At 72.2% G+C, this 21,030-nt stretch carries 17 protein-coding genes; 5 read left to right on the forward strand and 12 right to left on the reverse strand.

Annotation, left to right across the window (positions count from 1 at the left end):
• Positions 1-145: 145 nt before the first annotated feature.
• The 8 genes from AB0C04_RS21620 to AB0C04_RS21655 all read right to left on the reverse strand — a co-directional run bounded on the left by AB0C04_RS21620 (position 146) and on the right by AB0C04_RS21655 (position 7,874).
• Positions 146-1,288 carry a glycosyltransferase gene (locus AB0C04_RS21620; protein ID WP_357057342.1) on the reverse strand — a complete coding sequence of 381 codons (1,143 nt, stop codon included), beginning with the start codon at positions 1,286-1,288 and terminating at the stop codon, positions 146-148.
• Between the two features lie 7 nt (positions 1,289-1,295).
• Entirely contained in the window at positions 1,296-2,387 is a 1,092-nt protein-coding gene (locus AB0C04_RS21625; RefSeq protein WP_357057344.1) for a glycosyltransferase family 2 protein, read from the reverse strand.
• A gap of 238 nt (positions 2,388-2,625) precedes the next feature.
• Entirely contained in the window at positions 2,626-3,591 is a 966-nt protein-coding gene (gene ligD, locus AB0C04_RS21630) for a non-homologous end-joining DNA ligase (protein WP_357057346.1), read from the reverse strand.
• 179 nt (positions 3,592-3,770) lie between these two features.
• On the reverse strand, positions 3,771-4,736 hold the full coding sequence (locus tag AB0C04_RS21635; RefSeq protein WP_357057348.1) for a zinc-binding alcohol dehydrogenase family protein: 966 nt from the start codon (positions 4,734-4,736) through the stop codon (positions 3,771-3,773).
• Positions 4,733-5,092 (reverse strand): hypothetical protein, encoded by a 360-nt coding sequence (locus tag AB0C04_RS21640; RefSeq protein ID WP_357057350.1) that lies wholly within the window; start codon positions 5,090-5,092, stop codon positions 4,733-4,735. Before AB0C04_RS21640 ends, AB0C04_RS21635 begins: the two co-directional genes overlap by 4 nt.
• The gene (locus tag AB0C04_RS21645; RefSeq protein WP_357057352.1) at positions 5,089-5,955 is read right to left on the reverse strand and encodes an extradiol ring-cleavage dioxygenase; all 867 of its coding nucleotides are present in this window, start codon (positions 5,953-5,955) and stop codon (positions 5,089-5,091) included. Before AB0C04_RS21645 ends, AB0C04_RS21640 begins: the two co-directional genes overlap by 4 nt.
• 27 nt (positions 5,956-5,982) lie before the next feature.
• Positions 5,983-6,753: a citryl-CoA lyase gene (locus AB0C04_RS21650; RefSeq protein WP_357057354.1), complete on the reverse strand. Its 771-nt coding sequence runs from the start codon at positions 6,751-6,753 to the stop codon at positions 5,983-5,985.
• Entirely contained in the window at positions 6,738-7,874 is a 1,137-nt protein-coding gene (locus tag AB0C04_RS21655) for a CoA transferase (protein ID WP_357057356.1), read from the reverse strand. The genes AB0C04_RS21650 and AB0C04_RS21655 overlap by 16 nt, the downstream gene beginning before the upstream one ends.
• A 195-nt stretch (positions 7,875-8,069) precedes the next feature.
• Here AB0C04_RS21655 and AB0C04_RS21660 point away from each other — a divergent pair, with 195 nt between their 5' ends.
• From AB0C04_RS21660 to AB0C04_RS21670, 3 genes are all read left to right on the forward strand, one after another.
• On the forward strand, positions 8,070-9,506 hold the full coding sequence (locus AB0C04_RS21660; protein WP_357057358.1) for an amidohydrolase family protein: 1,437 nt from the start codon (positions 8,070-8,072) through the stop codon (positions 9,504-9,506).
• A 3-nt stretch (positions 9,507-9,509) separates the two neighbouring features.
• On the forward strand, positions 9,510-10,313 hold the full coding sequence (locus AB0C04_RS21665) for an IclR family transcriptional regulator C-terminal domain-containing protein (protein WP_357057360.1): 804 nt from the start codon (positions 9,510-9,512) through the stop codon (positions 10,311-10,313).
• A 238-nt stretch (positions 10,314-10,551) separates the two neighbouring features.
• Positions 10,552-12,150: a DHA2 family efflux MFS transporter permease subunit gene (locus AB0C04_RS21670; protein ID WP_357057362.1), complete on the forward strand. Its 1,599-nt coding sequence runs from the start codon at positions 10,552-10,554 to the stop codon at positions 12,148-12,150.
• A gap of 96 nt (positions 12,151-12,246) precedes the next feature.
• On the opposite strand, the gene AB0C04_RS21675 is transcribed toward AB0C04_RS21670, so the two are convergent.
• The 4 genes from AB0C04_RS21675 to AB0C04_RS21690 form a co-directional block, all read right to left on the reverse strand.
• The gene (locus AB0C04_RS21675; protein WP_357057364.1) at positions 12,247-12,852 is read right to left on the reverse strand and encodes a TetR/AcrR family transcriptional regulator; all 606 of its coding nucleotides are present in this window, start codon (positions 12,850-12,852) and stop codon (positions 12,247-12,249) included.
• A gap of 133 nt (positions 12,853-12,985) precedes the next feature.
• Positions 12,986-14,545, reverse strand: coding sequence for an alkaline phosphatase D family protein (locus AB0C04_RS21680; RefSeq protein WP_357057366.1), 1,560 nt, complete (start codon positions 14,543-14,545; stop codon positions 12,986-12,988).
• Between the two features lie 148 nt (positions 14,546-14,693).
• On the reverse strand, positions 14,694-15,638 hold the full coding sequence (bla, locus tag AB0C04_RS21685) for a class A beta-lactamase (RefSeq protein WP_357057368.1): 945 nt from the start codon (positions 15,636-15,638) through the stop codon (positions 14,694-14,696).
• A 114-nt stretch (positions 15,639-15,752) separates the two neighbouring features.
• A complete protein-coding gene (locus tag AB0C04_RS21690; RefSeq protein ID WP_357057370.1) occupies positions 15,753-16,211 on the reverse strand; it encodes a DUF5709 domain-containing protein in 459 nt (152 codons plus the stop codon).
• Between the two features lie 253 nt (positions 16,212-16,464).
• Here AB0C04_RS21690 and AB0C04_RS21695 point away from each other — a divergent pair, with 253 nt between their 5' ends.
• Positions 16,465-17,964, forward strand: coding sequence for a phosphoesterase (locus AB0C04_RS21695; RefSeq protein WP_357057372.1), 1,500 nt, complete (start codon positions 16,465-16,467; stop codon positions 17,962-17,964).
• Between the two features lie 197 nt (positions 17,965-18,161).
• Positions 18,162-20,975, forward strand: coding sequence for a family 78 glycoside hydrolase catalytic domain (locus AB0C04_RS21700; protein WP_357057374.1), 2,814 nt, complete (start codon positions 18,162-18,164; stop codon positions 20,973-20,975).
• Positions 20,976-21,030: the final 55 nt, after the last annotated feature.

Here is a 21,030-nt window from a genome sequence, read left to right on the forward strand (position 1 = left end):
CGCGGCTGCCCGGCAGCGACGCCCCCGGCTGTCCGGCAGCGACGCCCCCGGCTGTCCAGCAGCGACGTCCCCGGCAGCGACGTCCCCGGCTGTCCGGCAGCGACGTCCCCGGCCGCCCGGTCGGCTCGTTGCGGACCCCGCACGCTCAGGACGGGGCCGGGACCGCGGATTCGGCGTCCGGGCGAGCGGCGTCGGCGCCGGGTGCGACGAGGCTCGCGTACAGCTCCTCCAGCAACCGGGTCTGCCGCCGGAGGTCGAAGGTGGTTTCGGCGTGCTGCCGGGCCGCCCGGCCGAGGCGCTCGCGCAGCGGCTCGTCGGTGAGCAGTTGCCGGAGGTTCGCCGCCAGCGCCACCCGGTCCCGTTCGGCGCTGAGCAGGCCGGTCTCCCCGTGCCGGACCGCTTCGGGAATGCCGCTGTGCCAGGTGGCGACGACCGGTAGACCGAGACTCGCGGCCTCCAGGATGGTCGTGGGCAGCCCTTCGGAGTCCCCGTCCGCCGCGGTCCTCGACGGCGCGGCGAGGATCCTGGCCTGCGCCATGTGACGCAGCACCACCGCCGGTGGCTGTGCCCCCAGGAACGTGGCGTCCACGCCCAGCTGCGCCGCCCGCTCGCGGGTCGACTCCGCCAGCGGTCCCGTCCCGACGAGGACGACCCGGGGTCGCAGCTCCGGGATCAGGCCGAGCGCCTCGACGAGGTCGTCGACGCCCTTCTTCTCCACGAACCGGCCGACGAAGATGACGTCCCAGGTCTTCGGCACCGCCGAGGGCTGCGGCGGCATCGGCACGCCGGTGTAGTGCACGCGTACCTTCGCCGGATCGGCGCCCAACTCCACCGCACGGTCCCGGATGAACCCGGAGACGGCGATGATCAGGTCCGCTCGCGCGAACGCGACGCGCAGGTTGCGGCGGTGCCGGGCGCCACGCGGGCCGGGCACTGCGGGCTGCCGCGTCACGTCCAGGCCGTGCAGCGTGATGACCAGCGGTACGCCCAACTGCTTCGCGGTACGGCTGATCAGCCACCCGTCGCCGCCGAAGTGGGCGTGCACCACGGCCGGCCTCACCCGGGTCAGCAGTCGCCGCAGCCGGGGCGAGCCGCCCGTCAGCCGGAGCAACCGCCAACCGCGACGGCCGCGCGGTGTGTCGGGATAGACGATGATGTCGGTGTCCGAGGCGATGGGTGAGGCGGTCTTCGTGGCACCGAGATAGACCGGCCGCCACGAGGGCAGCGCGTCGCCCTGGTTGCGGATGAACGTTTCGGAGACCGGCAGCAGGCAGCTGCGCCAGATCACGGCGATCCTAGGCGTGGACATCGTTCCTGGAGGTGGGGCTCGGGGCCGGCGACGCGGGCAGTGCGGCCTCGTCGGACGCGACCACGCTGCTCAGCGCGGCCGGTTCGGCGGCACCGAACGTCTGCTCCGTCGTGTGCGGCTCGGTGTCGCCGGCCGGGCCGGCCGGTCGTCGGCGGCTCAGGATCCTGTCGCGCAGGGTGTGCCGCAGCTGGGGCGGGATCAGCCAGATCTGCAGGAATGTCAGGTAGTCGATGGCGCTCGGCCGCCCGTGCCCGCGCGCCTCAGCGAGCAGCATCCGGAAGACGCGGAAGCTGCGGGTGGGCGCCGCCATCGAGCTGATGATGCTCATGACGATCGCGGCGTACGCCTTGGGGGTGAGCAGGGGACGGATCCCGCGAAGCCACTCCAGCTGGGCTTCCCACGGCGAGTTCAGGCTGATCCGTGGCCGGTCCTCGTCCTGGTGCCAGAGCACCAGTGGTTCGGCGGCGATGACGAGATCGACGTCGTCGTGGTCCAGCGCCCGTAGCGTCCAGTCCAGCTCCTGCTGGCGGCGCAGACCGACGGTGAACGGCACGCGGCGCAGCAGGGAGGTCGGCGCCATGATCGTCGAGGTCTGGATGAACCCGTCGCCGTGGAACAGTCCCCGTCGGACGGTGAGGTACTCGCACACCGGTTCGCCGGCCATGGGAAGCCGACGGGGCATGACGAACTCCGCGCGCGGGGTCTTGTTGATGAGGCGGCTGGCGATGACCGGTGTCGGGACCGTGCTCGCCCGGGCGGTCTCCAACTGCACGGCGAGCTTCTCCGGCAGCCACTCGTCGTCGTCGTCCAGCAGCGCGGTCCAGGGCGCCCGGGCCGCCAGCACGCCCATGTTGCGCGCGTTCGGCGCGCCGCCCTTGCGAGCCAGCTCCACCAGCCGCAGGCGGGGATCGCCGATCTCGCCCAACGCGTCCCGGGTCGCCGGGTCGGGCCCGTCGACCACGACGATGACCTCGATGTCGGTCACGGTCTGGGCGAGCGCGCTACTGACGGCTCGGGTGACCAGGTCGGGACGGGCGAACGTGGGGATGACGACGCTGACCTCGGGTGTCGAGGACATGCTCACCTGCTCATTCGGCCGGAGACGAAAGTGTGCGCAGGCGACGCTATGGGCCCCACCTCTCACCTCGGTGAATAGAATCCAGCGCGCAGGCGTACAACGGGGGCGGGATCCGATCCCCTTGCGGCCATCCCGTCGGGTCGCCCGATCTCCAGCGCGCCACCGTCGCCCTGGGCCGCCGCCTGGCGAGGGCCGGCGCTCCCGATCCGGCACCCGGCTGAGCGCCGTGCGGGTCGGGTCAGCCGCGCAGCCGGATCTCGGCCGGTTCCCGGTCGCTGCGCAGGCCCTTCCACGAGGGGTGGCGCAGTCGGTGGTCGGGTGTCCAGGACCGGAAGGTCACGTCGCCCACCAGGACCGGATCGACCCAGACGGCGTGCCGGGCGTGTTCCCGCGGGACGGGGGAGGCGAACGGCGCATCCCGTCGGCGTAGCGGCCGGAGGCGTTCCCCCAGGTCGCGCAGGGCGGCCTGGGTGAAGCCGGTACCCACATGGCCGATGTAGGTCAGCTGGTCACCCCGGTCGTACATGCCGAGCAGGAGCGAACCGATCGTGCCCTCGCGCCGGCCGGTTCCGGGTTTCCAGCCGCCCACGATGACCTCGACGGTGTCGTTGAGGGGCACCTTGACCCAGGCAGGGGAGCGGCGGCCGGGCTCGTACCGGGAGCCGAGCTCTTTGGCCACCACGCCTTCGAGGCCGAGATCGGCGGCGGCGGTGGCCAGGTCCCGGCCGGCGTCGCCGGTCCAGTAGGGCGGGATGTCCACACTCTCCCCGCTGAGGTCCAGCTCCTCGAGCGCAGCGCGCCGCTCGGTGTACGGCAGGGACGTGGTGTCCCGTCCGTCGAGGTGCAGGAGATCGAACAGGTACAGCCGTACCGGGGTGGTGCTCACCAGACTGGCCGACGGCGCGCGGACGTGCATCCGGTGCTGGAGGGCGGAGAAGTCGGGCCGGCCCCTGCCGTCCAGCGCCACGATCTCACCGTCCAGCACCGCCCGCCGCTTCGCCAGCAGGTCGGCGAGCCCGCCCAGCTCGGGGTACGCCCGCGTGACGTCGCGGTCGTTGCGGCTGAGCAGCCGTACGCCGTCGGCGACGTACGCGATCGCCCGGACGCCGTCCCACTTGAACTCGTACGCCCAGCCAGGCCCGGAGGGAAGGGCGCCGCTCGTGGCGAGCATCGGCCGCACGAGCGTGGGCATCCTGACGCTCACGTCCCGATCATCACGAACCCCGCACCCGGAGCAGGTCGTCTTGGCCGGTTGTCGGCCTTCCGGACGACCGTGCGAGGAACGCCCGATCAACTGCAAGATCTGGTGGTAAGGCGCGGTCAGCCGCGCCGACGCGGGCACCGGCGGCGGTCGCGTGTCCACCGCTGTGCGTGAGCGACCGGTCAGAAAACCAGGACGAGGCGCCCGGCCGCTCTGCCCTCGGCCTGTCGTGACCAGGCCTGCGCGACCGATCCGAACGGCACCAGTTCGTGGTCGACGGTGAGCCGGCCGGACGCCGCGTGCCCGGCCACCACGGCGAGCGACGCTGACCGTTCCTCGGCCGACAGCCCGTTGTTCGTGTAGCCGATCATCCGCAGCGAACCGCTGCGCAGCACCGCGGACTCGATCGGTGCGGTGGCGCCGGCCGCGCTGCCCAGGTTGACCAGGCGACCTCCCGGGCGCACCACCCGCAGCGCAGCCGCAGCCGGAATCCCGAAGACCGGGTCAAGCACGAGGTCGACCGGCCCGTCGACGGCCTGGCGCAGCCGGTCGGTCAGCGTCGTGACGTCGTCGTCGGGGAGGAACGGGACGGACACCGAGGCGCCGAGCTCCTCGGCGCGAGCCCGGGCCTTCGCGGAGCGGGACACGGCGACAACGCGGCTGGCCCCGCCGAGCCGCGCCAGCTGGACGGCCGCCTGCCCGACCACCCCGCCGGCGCCGAGCACGATGACCTGTTCCCCGACCGCCAGTTCGCCGGCGTGCGTCAGGGCCCCGTGCGCGGCGACGGCGGAGAGTCCCAGGGCGGCGAGGAGCGTGAGCGGTACGCCGGACGGCAGCGGCACCACGTCGGCGGTCGGCACCGCGACGGCGGCGGCCATGCTGCCGTCGACGCCCGGCCGCATGCCGGCTGAGGTGCCGAACCAGACGGCGGTGCCGTCGGCGAGCCGGCCGACACCCTGCACCCCCGGCACGTACGGGGCCGGCGGCGTGCCGAAGTAGCTGGTGCCGGAGGCGCAGAGCACGTCGAGCGGGGTGATCGGCACGGCCTCGACCGTGATCGGCAGCTCGCCGGCGGCCGGCACCGGGGCCGGCCGCTCGGCGATCGTCGGCGCCGTGCCGCAGGCGGTGAGCAGGGCCGCCCGGATCATGTCGCGATGTCCGGGTACGGCAGGTCGAAATGGGCCAGCCGCGCGCCGTAGGCCAGCTGGTACTCCAGCGGCCCGTGGTCGCGTTCGAACAGGGCGATGAAGAGGGTCAGGGTCAGGAACGGGTGCGCGCCGAGCTCGAAGAGCTTCACGTGGTCGTGGGTGGCGAGCGCCTCGCGCTCGACGTCGTCGAAGCGCAGCCAGGTGCTCGCCTCGCCGGTGTGGCAGTTGAGCACCGTGTTGGCGAACTCCGCCTCCCACCAGGCGACCAGCTCGCGCGGCTCGTTCCGGTAACGCTCGACCAGCTCCGGGTCACGATCCACGGTGTAGAGGAACTTGTTCAGCAGGTACTTGCTCATGTGGCCGGCGCTCCGTTCGGGTACCAGGTGAAGTAGGCCTCCATGGTGTGGAACAGATCGAGGGTGTCGACGTGGTCGGCCTTCGCGCCCTCCCCGGCCACGCCCATCATCAGCATGAAGTCCATGAAGCCGTGGGTGGCGTTGCCGGGCGCGTGCAGGCTGTCCAGGGTGACCTCGCGCAGACACCCGTCCAGGTCGCCGTTCGCGATCCACTCGACGGCCCGCCGGTCGAACTCGGGGTCGGGGCCGTGTGGTCCGAACTGCCGGGGCCCGCCCAGCTCGAGCGAGAGGTGGCCGGTGCCGATGATGGCGACCCGCAGGTGCGACGGCCACGACTCGACGATCTCCCGGATCGCGGCGCCGAGCTGCACGAAGCGCTTCGGCTGCGGCAGGGGCGGCGCGAAGATGTTCGTGTAGATCGGCACGATCGGCAGGTCGGCCTCGGGCCGCAGCGTGATGATCGGACAGGTGATGCTGTGGTCGATCCGCAGCTCATTGCTGAACGCGAGGTCGAAGCCGGAGTCGAGGCCGGCCCGCAGGATGTGCGCCGAGAGGTCCTCCTGGCCCTTGAGCAGCATCCGCGGCAGGCCGAACTCGCGCTCCTCGTTGTACCAGTTGGCGTCGTAGGCGGGCGCCTTGCCGACCAGGAACTGCGGCATGTTGTCCAGCCAGAGCTGGTGGAAGTGGTCCGAGCCGACCATCACCAGCACGTCCGGCCTGGCCCGGGTCAACGTCTCCCGGAAGGCCAGGATCTTGCTGGTCCACTCGTCGGCGAACGGCGGCCGGTCCTCGCCGGTGGCCGTGCTGGCCCGGTAGTAGAAGGGGTGGTGGGTGGAGGCGATGACCGCGACGACGGTGGCCATTCCCGCTCCTCTCGCTGCTGAAGGGGCTCAGGGTTCGTAGACGGCGTTGCGGTCGACGGTGCGGTAGATCTTCATGCCGAGCGGCCGGCGCCGCTCCTCGGCGAGGTGCCCGAGCAGCCCGGCCGCGCGGGCCAGCAGGGCGAAACCGCGCAGCAGCTCGACGGGGAGACCGAGGTCGGCGAGCGCCGCGCCGCAGACCCCGGCGCCGTTGAGCGGCAGGGTCCGACCGAGCACCTGGGGGTGCACCCGGCCGATCGCCTCGAAGAGCCGCAGGTGCGGGCCGCGCAGCCCCTCCTCCTCGGCGATGCGGATCAGCACCGGGGTGCGCGGATCCTCCTCCTTGTGCACCGGGTGCCCGAGGCCGGGAACCAGGCGGCGCTCCTGCCGGGCCCGAGTGACGGCGTCGAGGGCCACCGCGTCGTAGTCGGTCACCTCGCCGGCCTGCGCGAGCGTGTCGGCCAGAAAGCGCCCGCAGTCCTCGGTGACGCCGAGGAAGCGGGAACCGCCGCCGAGCAGGCCGGCGGCGAGGGCGCCCTGCAGGGCCTCGGGCGCGGAGAGGTAGGTCAGCCGGGCCGCGATCGCCGTCGGGGTGAAGCCGTGGTCGGCGAGCGCCACCAGCACCGCTTCGAAGACCCTTACCTCGCCCGAGGTGGGGCGTCGGCCGGCGACCAGCCAGTACGCCAGCTCGCCGAAGCCGACTCGGCCCATCAGGTCGGCGGCCAGGTCCTGCCCCAGCAGCGAGATGGTGGTCGGGTCGGACGTGCCGATACCGGTGGGGAAGCTCAGCTCTTCAGCCACGCGCGGATCTCCTCGCCGTGTTCGTCGATCCCGGGCGGCGGCAGCTCGTACCGGGCCGGGGTGTCGGAGAAGGTGATGGGGTTGCGGACCCCGGGCACGTCGCCGACGGTGACCACCGGGTCGAGCCCCAACTCCTCGGCGAGCGCGACGCCGCCGTCGATCGTGTTGATCGGTGCACAGGGGACGCCGGCGGCGAGCAGCTCGCGGAACCACTCGTCCTTGGTCCGCTTGGCGAGCCGCTCGACCAGCAGGGGTCGCAGCTGCTCGCGGTTGGCGGTGCGGTCCTGGTTGCGCCCGAAGCGCGGGTCGTCGGGCAGCTCCGGCAGGTCGAGCACCTGGCAGAGCTTGCGGAACTGCCCGTCGTTGCCGGCGATGACGATCAGCTCGCCGTCCGCGGTGGGCAGCGGCTCGTACGGGAAGAGGCTGGGGTGCGCGTTGCCCATCCGGAACGGGACGGTGTCGCCGGCGACGTAGCCGCTGGAGTGGTTGACCAGGCCGGAGAGCGCGGAGCTGAGCAGGTTCACCTCGACGTGCTGGCCCCGGCCGGTCTCGCCGCGGTGGTGCAGGGCGGCGAGGATGCCGATGCTCGCGTGCAGCCCGGCCATCACGTCGAAGACCGAGATGCCGGCCCGGTAGGGCGGGCCGTCCGGATCGCCGGTGAGGCTCATCAGCCCGGAGATCGCCTGCACCATCAGGTCGTAGCCGGGGAAGTCCGCGCCGGCGCCGGTGCCGAAGCCGCTGATGCTGGCGTAGACGATCTTCTCGTTGCCGGCGGCGACGGTGTCGTAGTCCAGGCCGAAGCGGGCGAGGCCGCCGGGCCGGAAGTTCTCGATCATCACGTCGGCGCGGCGGGCGAGTTCGCGGGCGGCCTCGAGGTCGTCCGGGTCCTTCAGGTTGAGGGCGACCGACCGCTTGTTGCGGTTGATGCCGAGGTAGTACGTCGAGACGCCGTCGCGGGTGGGTGGCATCCAGGTCCGGGTGTCGTCGCCGCCGGGGCTCTCCACCTTGATCACCTGTGCGCCCAGGTCCGCCAGGAGCATCGTCGCGTACGGCCCGGCCAGGATCCGGGAGAAGTCCGCGACGAGCAGGCCTGCCAGCGGCCCTGCCGAGTGCTGCACCATGTCACCGCCCGTTCTGCGGACACCTGTCCGCGAGGACAGCTTGCGACAGTCGAACCCGCCGTGTCAACGGGCCCTTCACCGCGCGGAAACACGCTCTTGACACTACTCGTGACGGGGGCCACACTGGCGCCACTCGGGCTGCCCGCACAGCGGACAACGGTCCGAAAACTCCGTACCCGGAAAGGATGGGTGGCGATGAGCGCAACCGACCGGCCGGTGGTCCTTCGCAACGGCCTGGTGCTGACCATGGACGACACGCACACGGTGCTCTCCGGCGCCGACGTGCTGGTCATCGGCGACCGGATCGCGGAGGTCGGCGTCGGCCTCACCGCGCCCGACGACGCCGTGGAGATCGACGCCACCGGCGGCATCGTCATGCCCGGAATGGTCGACACCCATCGGCACATGTGGCAGACCGCCATGCGGGGGTACGGGGCCGACTGGACCCTGACGCAGTACTTCGTCTGGTACTACCTCGAGTCCGGCAAGCTGTTCCGGCCCGAGGACGTCTACGCCGGCAACCTGCTCGCCGCGATCGAGGCGATCGACGCCGGCGTCACCACCACCGTCGACTGGTCGCACGGCCTGCAGACGCCCGATCACGCCGACGCCGCGGTCGACGCGCTCGAGGCGGTGCCCGGCCGGTTCGTCCTCGCCTACGGCAACATCCAGCAGGGTCCGTGGCAGTGGGCCACCTCGCCGGAGTTCCGCGACTTCCACCGCCGCCGGGTCGACGGCGGCAAGCTGGCCGGCTTCCAGCTGGCCTTCGACGTCACCGGCGATCCCGCCTTCCCCGAGCGGGCCGCCTTCGAGGTGGCCCGGGAACTCGGCGTTGCGGTGACCACGCACGCCGGTGTCTGGGGCGCGACCAACGACGACGGCATCCGGCTGATGCACGAGCACGGCTTCATGACCCCGTCGACCGTCTACGTGCACGCGTCGACGCTCACCCACGACTCGTACAACCGGATCGCCGCCACCGGCGGATCCGTCTCCGTCTCCACCGAGAGCGAGCAGAGCGCCGGGCAGGGCTACCCGCCCACCTGGCAACTGCGCCACCACGACATCCCGGTCTCGCTCTCCATGGACACCAGCGTGTGGTGGAGCGGCGACCTCTTCTCCGCGATGCGCACCACGCTCGGCGCCGACCGGTCCCGGGAGCACCTGGAGGCGCACGCCAAGCAGGAAACCGTCACCCACTGCCACCTGCGCGCCGAGCAGGTCGTCGAGTGGGCGACCCGGGGCGGCGCCCGGGCCCTCGACATGGACTCGGCGATCGGCGCGATCACCCCCGGGCGGCAGGCCGACATCGTCCTGATCAAGAACGACGCCTCGCCGGTGATGTTCCCGATCCTCAACCCGCACGGCCACGTCGCCTTCCAGGCCCAGCGCGGCGACGTGCACACCGTGCTGGTGGGCGGCAGGATCGTCAAGCAGGACGGCCGGCTGGTCGGCGTCGACCTCGCCGCCGCCCGGGCGAAGGTGGGGGCCACCGTCGCCCACCTGCGGGAGACCATGGGCGAGCAGGCGTGGCAGCGGGGCATGAACCCGGACATTCCCGAGACGGACCTCCTCGAGAACCCCTACCAGTACACCGAGTGGGACGCCGGCTCGGCCCAGTGGAAGCATTAGGACATGAGTGACAACGGAAGGGGCGCGGGGCCCGACTTCATCGAAGCCCTCGCCCGCGGGCTCGACGTCCTGCGCTCCTTCCGGCCGGGCTGCCCGTCGACCACCCTCAGCGAGATCGCCACGGCCACCGGCCTGGCTCGCCCGACGGTCCGCCGCATCCTCATCACGCTCGAAGCGCTCGGCTACGTCCGCGCGGTCGATCGCGGCTTCGCCCTCACCCCGCGTGTGCTCGAACTGGGCATGGCCTACGTCAACGCGCTGAACATGTGGGACATCGCCCGGCCGCACATGCAGCGGCTCGTCGAGCAGACCAACGAGTCGACCTCGATGGCCCAGCTCGACGGCAGTGACGTCGTCTACGTCGCCCGGGTGGCCGTACCGAAGATCGTCACGCTCGCCGTCACCATCGGCACCCGCTTCCCGGCCCCCGCGACGTCGATGGGCAAGGTGCTCCTCGCGGCGCTGCCCCCGGCGGCGCTGGCCGCCGTGCTCGCCGAGCCGACCCGTTCCGGCATCACGCCCCGCTGGCAGCCCTCGCCCGGCGAGCTCGACACCGCGCTGCGCGAGGTCCGGGCGAAGGGCTGGGCGCTCGCCGACCAGGATCTCGCCCCGGGCATCCGATCCATCGCCACCGGCGTACGCGACGGCGACGGCCAGGTCGTCGCCGCGCTCAACGTGACCGTGCACGCCGCCGAGACCTCGGTGGAGACGCTGCTGGAAGAGCACCTGCCGAAGCTGCTGCGCGCGGCCGCCGACATCGGGCACGACTGGGCGCTCACCGCGGCGGTGCCGGTGGTCACCGGCTGACGCGCAGACCCCGGCAGGAGTGCCGGCTGATCGACACCCCGACGTCCGGTCACCATCGGGGCGGCCGAACGGGTGTGTCGCGGCGATCGTCGGTAATCCGGCGGCGACTCGTCGGTGCCTGCGGTTAGTCTTCCCAGCGCGCGTCGTCGCCTCGGTACGTCGCGCCCCGCGCCCGGTGGGCGCGGCACCGCCGCCACCACCCACCATTGGCCGGCACATTCGATTTACAGGAGAGTTTGTGACACAGCAACCTGTCGTGGCACCGCCTGTCGCGACATCGGACAAGCTCGACGCCGCGGTTCTCAAGGTGGCCGGCGTCGTCGTGCTCGGCGCGATCATGTCGATCCTCGATGTGACCGTGGTGAGCGTCGCGCTGCCGACGTTCCAGGCCGAGTTCGACGCGTCCTACGCGCGGGTGGCGTGGACGATGACGGCCTACACGCTCGCGCTGGCCACGGTGATCCCGCTCAGCGGATGGGCCGCCGACCGGTTCGGCACCAAGCGCCTCTACATGGTGGCGCTGGCGCTCTTCACGATCGGGTCCGTGCTCTGCGCCACCGCCGACACGATCGGGCAGCTCATCGCCTACCGGGTGGTGCAGGGCCTCGGCGGCGGCATGCTCATGCCGATCGGCATGACGATCATGACGCGGGCGGCCGGGCCGCACCGGATCGGCCGGCTGATGGCCGTCCTCGGCATCCCGATGCTGCTCGGCCCGATCGGTGGCCCGATCCTCGGCGGCTGGCTCATCGACACCGCCAGCTGGCACTGGATCTTCCTGATCAACCTGCCGATCGGCGTGATCGCCCTCATCTACGCCCAGTTCGCCCTGCCGAAGGACAGCCCGGAGCCGTCGGAGTCGTTCGACTTCGTCGGCATGCTGATGCTCTCGCCGGGCCTCGCCCTGTTCCTCTACGGCGTCTCCTCGCTGCCCGAGGCCGGCACGTTCGTCGACGCGAAGGTCCTGGCGCCCATGCTGGTCGGCGCCGCACTGGTGGTGGCGTTCGTCCTCTACTCGTTCAGGCCCCGGCACCCGCTGCTCGACCTGCGGCTGTTCACCAACCGCAACCTGACCATCGCGTCGCTGACGCTGTTCGTGTTCATCATCGCGTTCATGGGCGCCGGCCTGCTCTTCCCGAGCTACTTCCTCCAGGTGCGCGGCGAGTCGACGCTGACCGCCGGCCTGCTGATGGCGCCGCAGGGCATCGGCGCGATGATCACCATGCCGATCGCCGGCACCCTCGCCGACCGGGTGCCCGTCGGTCGCACGGTGCCGTTCTCGCTGGCGCTCATCGTCCTCGGGTTCTTCACCTTCACGCAGCTCGACGCGGACACGTCGTACCTGCTGCTCTGTGGGTCGCTGTTCGTCATGGGGCTGGGTATGGGCGGCACGATGATGCCGATCATGACCTCGGCGCTGAAGACGCTGAACGCACAGGAGGTCGCCCGCGGCTCCACGCTGGTCAACATCCTCCAGCAGATCGGCGGCTCGGTCGGCGCGGCCGTGATGTCGGTGATCCTCACGAACGAGCTCAACGGTTCCCGGCCGATCCCCGGCGTGACGGACCCGAGCGGTGAGACGTTCACCGAAGCCGGTCTGGCCATCGCCAGCCAGCAGCGGCCGGAGCTGACCCAGCAGCTCCCGGTGGACCCGTCGATCATCGACCGCGGGCTCGACTTCGCGGCCAGTTCGTTCGCCAACACGTTCTGGGTCGCGTTCGCGCTCGTGGCGGCCACGTTCATCCCGGCCTTGTTCCTGCCCCGCCGGCGCGAGCCGTCGCACCTGCTCGACGGCGAGCAGCCGGAGCAGCCGAAGGCGCCCGTCGTCATCCACTGAGCCGACCACCCGTCGGGCACGTCACGGCGTGCCCGACGGGTGGGCTGGTCCCGCGCGCCGTCGCCCCCGCCGGCTGCCCGACCTGGCCGCAACTGCTTACGCGGCCGGCGCGCTCGCCCGGAGGTTGTCGATCGCCACATCCAGGGCGGCCTCGAGGTGGGTGATGTCCCCGGTCATGAGCATCAACAGCACGCCGCCCTGGATCCCGGCGAGCAGTGCCGCCGCCGCGCGCTCGACGTCCAGCTCGGCTGCCACCTCGCCGGCCCGCTGCATGTGCCGGATTCCCGCGGTGAGTTCGGACTGCCACCGGCGCATCAGCTCGGTCTGCACGGCCCGAGCCCCCGGAGTCCGCTGGTCCAGCTGGGAGAAGACCATGTGCAGCGGGCACTCCTGACCCTGGGCCAGGTAGCGGGCCACAACCCGGTCGCGCCACGCCTGGAAGGCCGGCCAGGAGGTGAGCTGGCTCAACATCGGCTGCTGGTCACTCAGCACCTTGTCGGCCTCGAATCGCGCCACGGCGAGCAGCAGCTCTTCCTTGCCCTGCGGGAAGTAGTGGAAGAGCTGACTCTTGCTGGTCTTCGTCCGGGCCAGCACGTCGTCGAGCCGGAACACGGCGATGCCCCGCTCGCGGATCTCCGCGGCCGCGCCCTCGACGATGCGTTGCCGGGTCGCGCTGCCCTTCCGGGTGAATGTCGCGGCCAAGTCCCCACCCCTCTTCTGGACTTACCAGTCCAATTCTAGCGGCTGCATGTCGTGTCCGGGCGGGCGCGGGCACGACATGCGGCGGCGCCGCCGGCCTGGGACCAGGGCCGGCGGCGCCGTAGCGGGTGCGAGGTCAGGAGAGCGTGTCGGTCTGGACGCCGGGGCGGCCGTTCTCGACGACGAAGCTGGCGTGCGTGCTCACCGGAGCCCCCGGGGTCGTGACATACGGGACGACCCGGTAGTCGCTGCGCCACTCGTCGCGTCCGACCGTGCAGCGCACGTACCCGCGCCGCTGGTTGTAGTACCTCATGTGCGGGTTCGAGGCGAGCCACTCCTGGCCGCGGGCGTCCATGTCGGCGCCGTCGGCCCCGGAGCTGATCGAGGTGCCGAGAAACTCCGTCCCCACGGTGCGGGAGTTCTGGTCGTCGAAGTTCTGCTTGAGGTCGGCGACCATGCTGCAGTGCGCGTCACCGGTGACGACCACCATGTTGTCGACGTTCCTGCTGGCGACCGCGTCGAAGATCCGCTGCCGGGCCGGCTCGTAACCGTTCCAGTTGTCGTCCGACAGCTGCTCGCCCGGTCCGGGGTCGCGGTCGGCCCGGGCCATGACCGTCTGCTGGGCCAGGATGTTCCACGTCGCGCGCGACGCGGTCAGGCCCTCCAGCAGCCACTTCTCCTGCTCCGCGCCGAGCATCGAGCGCGTCGGGTCGTCGGCCTCGGGCGAGCCCGGCGGGACCTGGTCGTCGCGGTACTGGCGGCCGTCGAGGATGTTGAACTCGGCGAGCCGGCCGTAGCGCAGCCGTCGGTAGAGCCGCATGTCCTCCCCGTGCGGCAGGGCGCTGCGCCGCAGCGGCAGGTGCTCGTAGTACGCCTGGTAGGCGGCGGCCCGCCGGGTCAGGAAGCTCTCCGGCGACTGGGCGGCGTCCTCGGAGTTCTCGTCGGCGTAGTTGTTCTCCACCTCGTGGTCGTCCCAGGTGACGGCCCAGGGGAACCAGCCGTGCGCGGCCTGCAGGTCCGGGTCGGTCTTGTACTGGGCGTGCCGGACCCGGTAGTCGGCGAGGGAGAAGATCTCCGCGGCGGGCAGGTGCGCCCGGCCGATCGTGCCGGCCGCCGGCCCCTCGTAGATGTAGTCGCCGAGGTGGACGACCAGGTCGAGGTCCTCGTCGAGCATGTGCCGGTAGGGGGTGAAGTGGCCGGTCGGGAAGTTCTGGCAGGAGACGAACGCGAAGGCGAGGCTGCGTGGCAGGTCCCGGAAGGCCGGGGCGGTGCGGGTGCGCCCGACCGGGCTGATCTCGGTGCCGGCCCGGAAGCGGTAGAAGTACTCCCGGTCGGAGCGCAGCCCGCCCACCTCCGCGTGCACCGAGTGCCCGAGTTCCGGGGTGGCCAGCTCCACCCCCCGGCGGACGACGTGTCGGAAGCGGGGGTCCTCGGCGACCTCCCACCGCACCGGCACCACGTGCTGCGGCATCCCGCCGAGACCGTCTGCCGCCAGCGGCTCCGGGGCGAGGCGGGTCCAGAGGACGACACCGTCGGGCAATGGGTCGCCGGACGCGACGCCCAGGCTGAACGGGTTGTCAGGGAGCCGGCCGGTCGCCCAGGCCGGAGCGGCGGACCAGCCCGCCACCGCCGCTGCGACCCCGGCGCCGGCCGCCCCGGCCAGGCCGAGGAACGCGCGCCGATCGAACTGCTGCATCGAAGATCTCCTTACGACAGAGGGGAAGATCAACTCGATCCTCGGCAGCACCGGTGAGGATCAGGTTTCCCTGTCGTTGCCGACCGGCGGCCATCCTGGGCACAGCAGTCGACGGCGGTGGATCATTCGCGGACACCTCGGACGGGAGTCAGCGGCGCAGCGTGTCGACGACGACCCGGGTCGCCTGCGCGATGAGCGCGTCGTCGTACGTCGCGTCCTTGCCGCTCCGGCTCGACATCACGGCGAGCACGATCGGCGCGCCGTCCGGCGGCCAGAGGACGGCGATGTCGTTGCGCGTGCCGTATCCGCCGGAGCCGGTCTTGTCGCCCACCACCCAGCCCTCCGGGACGCCGGCCCGGACGAGGCCGTCGCCCGTGGTGTTGCCCCGCAACCATCCGTTCAGGAGGTCCTGGTCCTCGTCGGACAACGCGGTGCCCACGGCGTACGCGCGCAGGTCGTCGGCGAAGGCTCGCGGTGTGGTGGTGTCCCGCTCGTCGCCCGGCGTGGCCTCGTTGAGGGAGGTCTCGTAGCGGGCCGCCTCGGTGGTCGTGTCGCCGAGGCGGCGCAGTTCCTCCTCGAAGCCGCGCGGCCCGCCGAGGTGGCGCAGGATCAGGTTGGCGGCGGTGTTGTCGCTGTACCGGACCGCGGCGTCGGCCAGGTCGCGCAGCGCCATCCCGGCGGCCACGTGCTTCTCGGTGATCGGGGAGTGCGCCACCAGGTCGGCTCGCGGGTAGCGGACGACGCGGTCGAGGTCGGTGGTCGACGTCCGGTCGAGCAGCGCCGCGGCGGCCAACGCCTTGAACGTGGAGGCGTAGGCGAACCGCTCGTCGGCCCGGTACCGCACGCTCCGGCCGGTCCCGGTGTCGACCGCGTGGATGCCCAGCCGTGCGTCGAACGCGGTCTCGAGCCGGCGAAACTCCTGCTCGGCCCGGGGTGTGGCGACCGCGGTGCCACCCGGGCCGGACGTGGTGGCGGTGCCGGTCGGTGCGACGGGGCTGTCCGCGGGGGAGGGGTCCGTGGCGTCGCAGGCGGCGAGCGGAGTGAGCGAGAGCACCGCGAGTGCGACGACGGCCCCTATGCGCGAAGGTCGCATGCGTCCTTCTCCGTCCGGCCGGGGGGTGAGCCGTTTTCGGCTCACCCGAGCTGACGCTGTCGGGCTGCCCCACCTCGGGGGCAGCCCGACGGGGCGTGACCCCGGTGGGTGCGCTCAGCGCAGCGGGCCGTCCCCGGGGCCGTTCGGGTCGTCGACCAGGTGGACCGCGGCCTCCTCGGCGCTCGCGGCACCCGCGTCGATGCCCGCGTCCCAGGCCACCGACTCGGCCTCCTCGTCCTCGCCGAGGCCCTCGTCGTAGGAGACGAGGCGGCCCGCGCGCGCCTCGCGCTCGTACCCGCGCCGGGTCAGCTCGTCCTCGTCGTCGCCCCCCTCGGCGTACGGGTCGACGTCCGGCTCCTCCTGGGCGAGCAGCCGGTCGAGGGACTCGCCCGCCCGCTCCTCGGCGGGCGTGGTGCCGAACCGGTTCGCGCCCCGCCAGTGGTCCTCGGCGATGATGCCGGTGTCCAGCGGGTCACCGACCCGGTCGTCCAGGGTGTCCGACGCGTCCAGGACCCCGTCGTCCTCGGCGACGTTCCACTCCTCGTCGGAATCCATCCGTTCGGTCTGGCTCACGACGGTCTCCTCTTCGTCACGGTGTAGCGATGCAGGCCAGCCTAGGTCGGGTCTGGCCGATCTTGAAATGGTGGCCCGCCGAACGTGACGAAGGCCGTCCACCCGCAGCTTGTCGCGCCGGGCGGAGCCGCCCTTCAACGGAGATCGCGTCGGTGTTCATTCGCCGCGCGCGTCCCGTACAACCCCGGTTCAACCTCGGTGCGAAGGCTCGGTGCTGACACAGGCAACTAGTTGATTCGAGGGGTGCTTCGTCTTGCCGGACAAGGATCTGGAAAACGCCGAGCGGTCGCAGCTGTCCCGGCGGCAGTTGGTCAAGTACGCCGGCGTCGGCGCGACGCTCGCCGCCGCGAGCCCGCTGGTGGGCGCCGGCGCGGCCTACGCCGAGGAGGGTGAGCAGGGCAGCAAGCAGCACGGAAACAGCCGCAACCGGGCGTGGCGCGCCGGCGACCACCACGTCCACTCCGAGTACAGCGGTGAGTTCGACACGTCGGTGAACCCGCCGACGTTCAGCAAGGGCGCCGACGCGGTCTACCCGATCGTCACCAACGCCATCATGGCGAAGAACTTCGGCCTGACCTGGGCCATGTGCACCGACCACGGTGGGCCCACCCACTCGAAGGTCAACCTGGAGCAGGCCTACCCGGACCTGCTGCTGTCGCGGAAGCTGGTGCCCGAGGTACTGCAGTTCTGGGGCATGGAGTTCGACGCGCCGGCGCTGGACCACCACACGCTGATGATCCCGCACCACGCGGACGAGGCGAAGCAGCTCCACGAGCTGGAGAGCAGGTTCGCCAAGTACGACGCGTTCCCCTCGGACCCGGGCCGGGACACCGAGGCCAAGATGATCGAGTTCCTCAAGGTCGCCCGCGGCATGCCGCTGAAGCCGCTGGTGATCGCGCACCACGCGTCCCGGTCGGCGCCCGGGCTCGGTGTCTACGGGCAGGACACCCCGCGTGAGTTCCGCAACGGGCACAACGTCGCGCCGGAGATCTACGTCGGCTTCGAGGGCGCCCCGGGGCACCAGGCCGGCCCGCTCAACGGCGGCAAGCGCGGTGGCTACGGCAACTACCCCACCCACGGTGGCTTCGACCAGATGACGGCCCGGGTCGGCGGCCTGTGGGACTCGCTGCTCGGTGAGGGCCGCCGGTGGTGGATCACCGCGACCTCCGACTCGCACGTGCACTGGACCCGCGGCGGCTCCGACTTCTGGCCGGGGGAGTACAGCAAGACCTACGTGCTGGCCCGCCAGGACTACGGCGACATCATGGACGGTCTGCGCAACGGCCGGATCTGGGTGACCACCGGTGACCTGATCAGCAGCCTCGACCTCACCGCGACGAGCCAGGGCCGCAACGCCGAGATGGGCGAGACCGTCACGCTGAGCCGCCGCAACCGCACCGACGTCGAGATCGAGATCCGGTTCCGGCCGCTCAACGGTCGCAACGCCCACGGCGACCGGCCGGAGGTCCGGCGGGTCGACCTGATCGTCGGCGAGATCACCGGCCCGAACGCCAACCCCGACGCCGACACCAACCCGACCACCAAGGTCGTCGCCCGGTTCGGCCCGCGGGACTGGCGCAAGCAGGGTGCCGACTACGTCATCCGGCACACCCTGCGCGGCGTCGAGACCGACCTGTACGCCCGGGTCCGGGGCACCAGCACCGACGAGATGGAGCCGCTGGCCGACGGGCTGGAGAGCCCGTGGGACGACCTCTGGTTCTACTCGAACCCGGTCTTCGTCCACGTCCGCTGAGCACCACACCGCCCGCCCGGGTGTCCGGCGCAACCAGCCGGCGCCGCCCGGGCGGGCGGTACGCCCCACCCCGCGACCCCGGTGGCCCAGGTCCTACATCGATCCCCGTGATGGCCGGATCCGGCCACGGAGGACGTCTTCACAGGGCGAACACGAGCACGTAGCCTGCCTGAAACGATTCACAGGTGGAGGCAGGCGTGACACCTCGGAATCTCAAAGCCGGACCGCTGTTCCCCGTGCTGGGCCGCCGAGCCGCGCTCCTGGCTGCCGCCACCGTCGTCGCAACGGTCGTGGCCGGGGCGCCACCGGCGCTGGCCGCCCACGGCCACGCCCCGCACGCGCCGGTCGCGCTCACGGTCGGCGACCGGGTCCGCCCGCTCAACGTCGAGGGCGCCCCACGGTTCGGCTGGCTGCCCCGCGACACCGACCCCGGCGAGCGGCAGACCGCCTACCGGATCACCGTCAGCGAGGCCGGCGGCGACCGGGTCTGGGATTCCGGCAAGGTCACCTCCGACCAGCAGTCCTACGTGCCGTACGCCGGGCCCGCCCTGCGCGCCGGCGCGGCGTACCGGTGGACTGTGCGCACCTGGGATCGCACCGGCCGGCAGTCCCCGCCCGGGATCGGCGCCTTCGAGACCGGCATCTCCGACGACCAGTGGGAGGGCGCGAGCTGGATCCGGCGCGCCAGCGCCGAGGCCGACGACTACACGCTGGCCCGCACCGAGGTACGCCCCAGTGCCAGCCGCGTCGTCCGGGCCCGCGCCTACACCGCCGCCGACCACACCTACGAGCTCTACCTCAACGGCGCCCGCGCCGACCGGGGCACCTCCTTCGGCTACCCCGGCGAGGACTACTACCAGGCGGCCGACGTCACCGCCCTGGTGGCCGCCGGCAGGCCGCTCGTTATCGGGGTGCGCTACCACTGGTACGGCAGCGGCCAGGGTCGCCCCGCGGGTGCCCGCGGCCTGCTGGTGAAGCTGGTCGTCGAGCACGCCGACGGCTCCCGCGAGGTGTTCCGCACCGACTCCTCCTGGCGGGTCGCCCGGGACACCCGCTTCGTCGTCGGGGCCGAACGCCGCAACGGCGAGGGCGACCGGGTCGAGCGGCAGGACGCCCGCGCCGAGGTCACCGGGTGGATGCGGCCCGGCTACGACGACAGCGCGGCGCCGTTCACCGCCGCCGAGGTGCTCGGCGCGCACCCGACCCCGTCGTACCCGCACCTGATCGGGCAGGAGACCCGGCTGGCCGAGCGCACCGTCGCGCCGGTGGCCCTGCGTACCGCCGCCGACGGCACGGTGGTCGCCGACTTCGGCGTGGTCGTCCCCGCCCGCCCGGTCGTCCGGTTCGACGCCGGCGTGGCCGGACGCACGGTCCCCTTGCGCGCCGGCTACACCCTGACCGACAGCGGCCGGGTCGCCACCTCCACCCTGGACTCGCAGGGCACCGACATGAGCTTTCCGTACCTGCAGAAGGACGGGGCGCAGGAGTTCCGGGCCTTCACCCACCTGGGTTTCCGCTACCTGGAGATCCCCGACGCCGGCGAGGAGATCTCGCTGCGGGACGTCTCCGCCGTCCTGGTGCACACCGACGTGCCGACCGGTGGGCAGGCCACCTTCACCAGCTCGGACGCGACCCTCGACGCGGTGTGGTCGATGATGAAGCGCTCCGCGCTCTACTCCGTCCAGGAGGCGTTCGTCGACACGCCGACCCGGGAGAAGGGCCAGTTCCTCGGCGACGCCGCGAACATCTCCTACGCCACCATGGCCGGGTTCGGTGAGCGCGACGCCACCCAGCAGGCCATCCGCGAGTTCCTCCGCTCGGCCACCCGCTACTGGAACACCGGGGACGACCGCGGCCGGTACAACGCGGTCTATCCCAACGGCGACGGCAAGCGGGACATCCCCGACTACTCGCTGATGTTCGTCGACTGGGTCTGGCGGTACTGGACCGAGACCGGCGACCGCGAGCTGCTGGCCGAGGCGTATCCGGCGATCAGGGACACCGCCGACTACGTGCTGCGGCACATCCCGGCCAGCGGTCCCACCGCGGGCCTGGTCACCGACCTGGCCGGTGGCAGCGGCGCCTACCGCTACGGCATCGTCGACTGGCCCGAGCCCGGCCGGTTCGGCTACGACATGACGGCCGCCGCCCGGACCACCATCAACGCCCAGGGCGTGGACGTGCTGCGCACCACCGCCCGGATGGCCGAGGCCCTCGACCGGCCGGCCGCCGAGGTGGCCGGGTACGACGGGCGCGCCGCGGAGCTCACCAGCGCGATCAACGCGACGCTGCGCGCCGCCGACGGCGGCTACGTCGACGGGCTCTCGGCCACCGGTGAGCGCAGCGGCCACGCCGGCCAGCACGCCACCTCGTACGCCGTCGCCCACGGGGTCGCCCCCCGCACGGACCTGCCGGTCCTGGCCCGGCAGCTCGCCTCGATGGGCATGAAGCAGGGACCGATGACCGCGCACTGGCTGCTGCGTGCCCTCGCCGACGCCGGCCGGCCGGACGCGGTGCTGCGGCTGCTGACCAACCCCGACGACCTGGGCTGGGCGAACATCCTCGCCCGGGGCGGCACCTTCACCTGGGAGGCGTGGACCCTCGACCCCGGCAGCAACTTCAGCCAGTCGCACGGCTGGGGAGCGCAGGCGGTGGTCGACGTGCAGGAGACCCTGCTCGGCGTCCGCACCGCCAGCCCGGGTGCCGCCGTCGTCGAGGTCGCGCCGCCCGCGATCGGGCTCGACCGCGCCGCCGGCACGGTGCCCACCCAGCGCGGTCCGGTCCGTCTCGACTGGCGGCGCACCGGCTCCGGCCTGCGCGTCGACCTCGACGTGCCGGTCAACGTGACCGCCCGGGTGGCGCTGCCGGTCACCGCCGGGAAGAGCTATCGGGCGGCCGGACCGAGCAGGGCCACCTTCCTCGGCATCTCCGACGGCCGTGCCGTGTTCGAGGTCGGCTCCGGCCGGTCCAGCTTCCACCCGGTCGGACAACCGGCCGCCCAACCCCGCTGACCAGAGGTCCGGGCCGCCCGCCGGCCGCCCGGGCGCCGCCCACGTCGCGTGCGGA

It is taken from the genome of Micromonospora sp. NPDC048909 (genome assembly GCF_040649635.1).
Classification (GTDB): domain Bacteria; phylum Actinomycetota; class Actinomycetes; order Mycobacteriales; family Micromonosporaceae; genus Micromonospora.